Origin of the sequence: Sporosarcina sp. P26b (assembly GCF_002743245.1) — a bacterium.
GTDB lineage: Bacteria > Bacillota > Bacilli > Bacillales_A > Planococcaceae > Sporosarcina > Sporosarcina ureae_C.
Window position 1 is genome coordinate 1 of record NZ_PDYW01000047.1, and the last position, 7092, is coordinate 7092.

At 40.8% G+C, this 7092-nt stretch carries 6 protein-coding genes and 1 rRNA gene; all 7 read left to right on the plus strand.

Annotation, left to right across the window (positions count from 1 at the left end; all coding sequences use genetic code 11):
* Positions 1–96, plus strand: a 5S ribosomal RNA gene (rrf, locus tag CSV69_RS16190); the annotation flags it as partial.
* Positions 97–894: 798 nt separating this feature from the next.
* Positions 895–1701 carry a YihY/virulence factor BrkB family protein gene (locus tag CSV69_RS16200; protein WP_085427784.1) on the plus strand — a complete coding sequence of 269 codons (807 nt, stop codon included), beginning with the start codon at positions 895–897 and terminating at the stop codon, positions 1699–1701.
* Positions 1698–2369, plus strand: a complete 672-nt coding sequence (locus tag CSV69_RS16205) for a response regulator transcription factor (protein WP_099693976.1) — start codon at positions 1698–1700, stop codon at positions 2367–2369. Before CSV69_RS16200 ends, CSV69_RS16205 begins: the two co-directional genes overlap by 4 nt.
* Complete coding sequence (locus tag CSV69_RS16210; protein WP_099693977.1) at positions 2366–3745, plus strand: sensor histidine kinase; 1380 nt, start codon at positions 2366–2368, stop codon at positions 3743–3745. The genes CSV69_RS16205 and CSV69_RS16210 overlap by 4 nt, the downstream gene beginning before the upstream one ends.
* 74 nt (positions 3746–3819) lie before the next feature.
* Positions 3820–4224 carry a hypothetical protein gene (locus CSV69_RS16215; RefSeq protein ID WP_085427787.1) on the plus strand — a complete coding sequence of 135 codons (405 nt, stop codon included), beginning with the start codon at positions 3820–3822 and terminating at the stop codon, positions 4222–4224.
* A 154-nt stretch (positions 4225–4378) separates the two neighbouring features.
* The gene (locus tag CSV69_RS16220; protein ID WP_085427788.1) at positions 4379–5035 is read left to right on the plus strand and encodes a hypothetical protein; all 657 of its coding nucleotides are present in this window, start codon (positions 4379–4381) and stop codon (positions 5033–5035) included.
* A gap of 412 nt (positions 5036–5447) precedes the next feature.
* Entirely contained in the window at positions 5448–6902 is a 1455-nt protein-coding gene (cls, locus tag CSV69_RS16225) for a cardiolipin synthase (RefSeq protein WP_099693978.1), read from the plus strand.
* The last annotated feature ends 190 nt before the right edge of the window (positions 6903–7092 follow it).

The following is a 7092-nucleotide window of genomic DNA, read 5'->3' on the forward strand; positions in this document are numbered from 1 at the left end:
GGTCACACCCGTTCCCATACCGAACACGGAAGTTAAGCTCTTCAGCGCCGATGGTAGTTGGGGGTTTCCCCCTGTGAGAGTAGGACGTTGCTAGGCACGCGAAGCCATTCCCTTTGGGGAGTGGCTTTTTTGTGTTTTCAGGGAGAATTTAATCGCATTAAAGAGGAGATGATCCCATTTTAGTTATTGCGTTACCTTTTTATCCAGTATAATCAATCTTTCTCCGTGAGCGCTCTATCCGCTGCGTTGACCGCTCTATTGGCGTCGCTGAGTGCTCTATTCCTCGCCGTGGCCGCTCTATCTGCCGTGCTCAACGCTCTATAGCCTCTGAAAACCGCTCATAGCCTTCATTTTCCACTATGATTATCTGTGTCGATCAATTATCCTCTATAAGCGCTCTATCTACTGCGTTGACCGCTCTATTGGCGTTGCTGGGTGCTCTATTCTTCCCCGTGACCGCTCTATCTGACACGCTCACCGCTCTATCATCCCCCGCAACCGCTCATAGCCTTCAATATGTATCTAACTCCCACCAAAAACTATGTGTCGATCAATCTTTCACCACAAGCGCTCTATCTACTCAGTTGAACGCTCTATTGACGCCGCTAAGTGCTCTATCCCTCACCTTGTCCGCTCTATCAACCACGCTCACCGCTCTATCAACCCCCAAGATCGCTCATAGCTCCCACTACGTGTTTACTTACTACTCTCCCTTCTCTATCCAAAATACAGACGAACTATCTTCCAGAACCAGCAACTCACTGTCATGTACTCTCAAAAACAAAAAAACCAGACTATTTATTTCCCCTACAAAAACTCATTTAACTTAATAGTCTATGGAAAGTTAGGGTATATTGATAGTAAGAGACGTACGATAGCAGGGGAGGGGATTTTATGGTTATAACGATAATCAAGCGGTTTTTTAAAGAACGCTTTTTTGATCAGGCGGCTCAGAATGCTTACTATATGTTACTTTCCGTGTTGCCTTTTTTACTTGTAGTGCTATCGATTGTACAATTTCTGCCTGTGCAAGAGGCTAGTATTTTAGCGTTATTACGTCCGTTCGTGCCAGAGGAGTCTTTTCGGCTGATTGAGCAGAGTGTTCAGTCTATGCTTTATAAAAGTCATGGCAAGTTGCTCGTGTTGAGCGCGTTGGCCGCGTTGTGGACGACGTCTGTTGCGGTCCAATCCTTTGCCCGATCATTGGATTTAGCAAACAGGAGGCTTTATCAGCAGCCGTTGTGGGTGAATATAATCCGTAATATAGGTGTAACGATTCTATTCATGCTTATCGTTCCGATGTCGCTATTTTTGCCTTTGATTGAAAAGCTTTTACATACCGTGATTGCGTATTATGATGTGCTGGATGCATGGGAAGGCTGGTTATATATTTGGCCGAATATTAAATGGGGACTCGGTACGTTTTTCTTGTTCTTGTTCTTTTTATTATTTTATCAATTGATGCCAACTGGAAAGATGAAGTGGAAAGAGGCGTTACCGGGTGCAATACTCTCAGCATTTGGCTGGCAGTTTGTTTCATTGTTATTTGGGGAGTATGTATCACGGGTAGATTATTCGAGGCTGTATGGACAATTGGCAGGAATTATCATGCTTGTGTTATGGTTTTACTTAACAGCAGTGATTATTATTCTTTCAGGACTATTGAATGCAGAGTGGAGAAGGAAAGGGCGGTCTAAATGAAGATTTTAGTGGTAGATGATGATATACATATTTTAGATTTGGTTAGCATTCACTTGCGGCAGGCGGGATATACCGTTGTGAAGGCGATGAATGGATTGGAGGCACTTGAAGTAGTCGACAGAGAGTGGCCCGACTTAGCTGTGGTGGATGTGATGATGCCTGGTATGGATGGCTATGAACTGACGAAGAGGCTCCGTGAAGATACGGAGATTCCCGTGTTGCTATTGACAGCAAAGGGTGAGATGGAGGACAAGGAGCGCGGCTTTTTAGCTGGATCAGATGATTATTTGGTGAAGCCGTTTGAGCCGAAGGAATTATTGTTCCGCATCCATGCCATTTTGCGTCGTTATGATAGAGCGGTAGATCAGATGATTCAGGTTGGACCGTTACTGATTAACCGAAAGAGTTATGAAGTTGTGCTTGGAAAGAAGTCGTTGTTGCTTCCATTGAAGGAATTTGAATTGCTATCGGTGCTCGCATCACGTCATAGCCAAGTGTTCACGCGCGAGGCGCTAGTAGAGCGCGTGTGGGGCTTTGATTATGAAGGGGATGAGCAGACATTGAGTGTGCATATTAAGCGGTTGCGCGATAAGCTGGAGAAGCTAACAGATCAGGTGAAGATCGTTACGATTCGCGGTGTTGGCTATAAGCTTGAGGTTTCTGAATGAAATCGCTGTACGGAAAGTTTTTACTGTTGACGGTTGGTATTATGATGCTAAGTGCAATTCTAGCCTTTCTTTCAGTGAACACGTATTATCATCGATATTTAAAAGCACAAAACGATACGAAGAATGTCAAAGTGGCTGAGGGGATTGCGTCTTTTGTTGAAGAAAATGATGGAATGGATCTATCCTCGTACTTTGATATGCTAGCCGATGTGGGATATAAGCTTCTGGTTATATCACCGACAAGTAGCCCCACTATCTATGGCGAAGCGTTCCGTGATAATAATCTCGAAGAAGAAGCGATTCAAAACGTCTACGCTGGCGAAGTATATCACGGTATGCGCGATTTAAAGGCGGAGACATTTGTGACTGGATACTTTTCCAATGAATCTGCCAATACAGTGGGAGTACCTTTTACGTACGGTGGGCAGACATATGCATTGTTCTTGCGACCTGATATTAAGATGCTGTTCACAGAAATTCACTATTTGCTAGGTGGTATGGTGATCGTCATGGCCATCATCAGTATTCTATCGATGCTCGTTGTAGCGCGTAAGTTGATTGCGCCGATTGTAGCTTTGACTAAGGCAACGAAAAAGGTTGGCGAAGAAGAATTTACTAGTGAGCTGTCTATTGATCGAAGTGATGAAATTGGACAGCTTGCGAAGAGTTTTCAGCAGATGATTCATCGTCTTAATGAGAATGATCAGATACGTAAAGCGTTTATTAGTGATGTATCGCATGATTTCCAATCGCCTTTACTAAATATTAAAGGCTACGCGGATTTATTATCGGATGAAGCGTTGCCGACAGATGAACGTTTACGATATGCAGGAATCATTCAATCTGAAACGGAACGACTCTCGACATTGACTAAGCAGCTACTACTATTGACGTCGCTTGATCAATTGATATCACCGCTGCAAAAAAAAGACTTCCGCGTGGATCAACAAGTGAGAGAAACGGTTCGTAAATTCCAGTGGTTAGTGCAAGAGAAAGAGATGTCTGTCATGCTTGAGGTTGACGACATCATTTTTGAAGGGGATCCTGCATTTCTAGAGAAAGTATGGGAGAATTTATTGTCGAATGCCCTGAAGTATTCACCGGATGGAGGGTCGATTGATATCCAGCTGACCGAGCAGTCAAATGAGGTCACTTTCTCGATTAAAGATACCGGCATTGGTATGACTGAAGAAACAAAGAATAGAATATTTGACCGTTTCTATCGTGCAGATCACTCAAGAACGCGTGAAGTAGAAGGTACGGGTCTTGGATTGTCAATTGTTGAACAAGTTGTGCGTCTCCATGATGGGCGTGTGGAAGTAGTCAGTGAACTTGGTGAAGGTACGGAATTTATCATACACTTGCCAAAGCTGTAACCAGAAGTTCATCTTCCGTTCATCTTGGTGAGTTATAATGAGTGTAGTAGAAAGATGATGGGAGGAAATATAGTATGCAAGAAAAGTGGAGTATTCGATTGATACGTATTGCAGCAATTTTTGGTTTGATAGGTACAGTTTTAGGTTCACATATGGCGGGAGCAGGTTCTTATGCGTTTCGTCCAATTCACGCGCATATTTTGTTAGTGGGTTGGTTGTCGGTATTTTCTTGGGGAGTGTTCTACAAGATTTACCGTGTCCGTGCAAGAAAGTTATTAACACTTCAAGGCTGGACGGGCATTATTGGTGCAATTGGTTTAACCGCGGGCATGTGGTTACAATTTCTTCAACCGTTTAATATCAATGAAGTATTCTCTCTTGTGCTTTACATTGTAGGCGGTACTGTACTTTTAGTAAGTTTTGCTTTATTCGTAGTAGTAACGTTTATGATTGAAAAATCACCTGCTGTGCGTAAATAAATCATCACCCAAGAATCCGGTTCATTCGGGGTCTTGGGTTTTTTAATGTCGAATTATAGAGGAAAGTTTTCAGTGATAATCAGCGGATTCAACAAATAATTCAAGACACCTATGACATACTAGAACGACCTAACAAATGAAGGAGCGAATGACCATGACTGCTCGCAATCGGTTTCACCTCATTATGATTTGTTTTACTGTCTTGATTGCCGGGACGTTGTTGATCAAACAGACAGCAAGTTCAGAACAACGGAAGATAGAAACGATAGGAATTGATTATGCTCAAATGAACCAATCGGTTGAGAAAGTGTTAAAAGATATGCCTGAAATGGTAGAAGAGCTGACATCTATTCAATCTGGTATTCGTAGCAACAAACTTGAAAGCTCATTTTCAACAAATAAGACAGAGTTTCGTTTGCGTGTGAACAATAATCTGACAGGAGAGGAGCACTCTTCACCATTCCTAAAAGGAATTGCGGAGAAGCAAACGGATCATTATCAAGATGCACTGGAAATAGCGGAAGAAGCTTATGGTATTACGGTAACGGAAGATGAAATAGACGCTTATATCAAAGAGAATGTTTCGACAGTTTGGGATGCTGAAAAACGAAAGTATGCGAAGTCCCTTCAATTAACATTGAATGAACTGGACTATTATTTCGATAGGGATGTCTATGTGATGAATGTACTATGGGAAAGAGTTTTGCCACTTGTTATGCAAGAGTTTCCAAGAGAACGTGGAGAGAGTGGACAAGCTTATGGGAAACGGATTAAGGAAGAGTTTTTCACAAGTATGGAAGATGAAGCTTAGTCATAGTGTAACACTTGGAACTTGCTAGGCACGGGTAATAGTAGAGCGTTAATACAAAGAGATGCGTAAGTTGAAAGATTGAAGGAATAACTAGCGACATTTCCCGGGAAATTACTAAACCTATACTATATAAGCTAGGAGATTGTATAGTATGAGTTTGCTTATAAAGAAAAGTCAGTCTCCCATAGGACTGGCTTTTTGCTACGAGAAGAATTAATTACATTAAAAACGGCCATTCTATGTATCAATACGTACCCTTTCAATAATATAGTAATAAGGAAGTCAATTTAAAATACTAGACATAGTATATTTTAAATTACTGCGATAGCGTAGGCTCTATGCTATATTAAAGACTACCTTTTAATAGAAAGGGGTGGAAGAAATGATAGAGCTTGGAGGAATGATGGTCGGTATGGAATTGGGTAATATTCTAACAACTCTGTTATCTGTTATAACCATATTAAACATTCTGCTACTGGCCTCAGTATTATTTATCGAAAGAAGAGATATTGGAAATACGTGGGCTTGGATCATGCTCTTGGTATTCATTCCTATTGCCGGATTCTTTATTTATCTGTTTTTCGGTCGCAGTTTGAAACAGAAAAACTTCTATAATCTTTCAGCCGCAGAAAGAAAGGCTGAGAAAACGGAAGTGGATAAACAACTATTACCCGAAAACTTGGCCATACTTGAAAATAATGCATTATTAAAAGAACATAGGGAATTAATTCATATGAATTTAAAATCCTCTCACGCACTACTTTCCAAAGATAATCATATAAAAATATTTGATGATGGACATGCGAAATTTGCTGCGTTGTTCGAAGATATCAGTTTGGCGACTAAAGAGATTAATATTCAGTACTATATTATTCAGTCCGATTCCTTAGGTACTAAATTGCGTGATCTCCTAATTCAAAAGGCAAAAGAAGGAGTTAAAGTTCGACTTTTGTACGATGAAGTAGGATCCAAGAAGACGCCACCTAAATTCTATAATGATTTACGTGCAGCAGGTGGAAATGTAGAAGTATTCTTTCCATCCATGTTCCGTCTAGTGAACTTCCGGGTCAATAATAGAAATCACCGGAAGCTCTGTATTATTGATGGTGAAATTGCGTATATTGGTGGTTTCAATGTGGGGGATGAATACTTAGGTCTTAATAAGAAATTTGGGTATTGGCGTGATACACATTTCAGGATGACAGGGGGGGCAGTCAATCACATCCAAGGAAAGTTCATTCTTGATTGGCATCAAGCGGGTAAGAAAGAGCCAGGTGATTGGGGAGACTACTTATTCCAGACAGAAAAACAAAGTGGCACTAGTCCAGTACAGATTGTTTCAAGTGGACCAAACTCCGAGACAGAACATCTAAAAAATATGTACATCAAGTTATTATTATCGGCTAAAAAGACTGTCTACATTCAGACACCCTATTTTATCCCGGATACTAGCTTTATGGACGCCTGTAAAATCGCATTATTATCTGGTGTGGATGTGCGGATTATGATTCCATGTAAGCCGGATCATCCGTTTGTTTACTGGGCTACTTGGTCTTATGTTGGTGATTTGCTTAATTATGGAGCAAAAATATTGTTGTATGAAAATGGTTTTTTACATGCGAAGACAATTGTCGTGGATGAAGAAGTAGCAGTAGTAGGTACTATGAATATTGATTCACGTAGTTTCCGTTTGAACTTCGAAGTAACTGCTATTGTTTATGATGAGAAAGTAGCGTCACAATTAACTGACCTATTCCGCCAAGACACTGAGTTGAGTTCGAAACTGACGAAAGAGCGTTATGAAGAGCGATCATTGCTCATTAAGTTTAAGCAATCGATATCTCGTTTATTGTCGCCTATACTTTAATGGTTGGAAGTGCACAATGCACTATTAATTAATGTAGAGGTGCATACGATTATATAAAAAGAGGCTGGGACAAAACCCTCCTCATATTGAAAAAGAACGGACCCATTGAAGTTTATGGGGTCCGTTCTTTTTTATATATTTTTTTAGTTTTAGGAAGAAAAAAAGGATACCTTCTGATAAAATTTAGTCA

Bases quoted from the DNA above. Each gene is read 5' to 3' on its own strand.
- CSV69_RS16220 (WP_085427788.1), top strand. From the start codon at position 4,379: ATGACTGCTCGCAATCGGTTTCACCTCATTATGATTTGTTTTACTGTC.
- cls (WP_099693978.1), top strand. From the start codon at position 5,448: ATGGAATTGGGTAATATTCTAACAACTCTGTTATCTGTTATAACCATA.
- CSV69_RS16205 (WP_099693976.1), top strand. From the start codon at position 1,698: ATGAAGATTTTAGTGGTAGATGATGATATACATATTTTAGATTTGGTT.
- CSV69_RS16215 (WP_085427787.1), top strand. From the start codon at position 3,820: ATGCAAGAAAAGTGGAGTATTCGATTGATACGTATTGCAGCAATTTTT.
- CSV69_RS16200 (WP_085427784.1), top strand. From the start codon at position 895: ATGGTTATAACGATAATCAAGCGGTTTTTTAAAGAACGCTTTTTTGAT.
- CSV69_RS16210 (WP_099693977.1), top strand. From the start codon at position 2,366: ATGAAATCGCTGTACGGAAAGTTTTTACTGTTGACGGTTGGTATTATG.